Here is a 292-nt window from a genome sequence, read left to right on the forward strand (position 1 = left end):
TCGTTCCTGTTCCCTTTCTAAAAGAATCTGTTCCTTTGCTTGTCTTTGCTGTAATTCAGCTTCTTGGGGAGTGGGAACCAATTGACCATCAACGGTAAAATAACGCAGTTTACGGTCAAATATGCCTAAATATAATCCTAACTGTTCACTCCAGATATAACCCTGTTCATTGGCAGAAATGGCTTGATATTGTCCCTCAATTAGTCTAAATCCTTGTAATTCTAAGGTATTAGGATCGAACCAAAAATAATTAGGAGTACGAAAAGTATTTTGATAGAGAATTTTCTTTTTA

At 35.6% G+C, this 292-nt stretch carries 1 pseudogene; it reads right to left on the bottom strand.

Annotated elements, in window-relative coordinates:
- Positions 1 to 292 (bottom strand): annotated as a pseudogene (locus MiAbW_RS19380) (Uma2 family endonuclease); the annotation flags it as partial.

The organism is Microcystis aeruginosa NIES-4325 (assembly GCF_008974145.1).
In the GTDB taxonomy this organism is placed as follows: domain Bacteria; phylum Cyanobacteriota; class Cyanobacteriia; order Cyanobacteriales; family Microcystaceae; genus Microcystis; species Microcystis aeruginosa_G.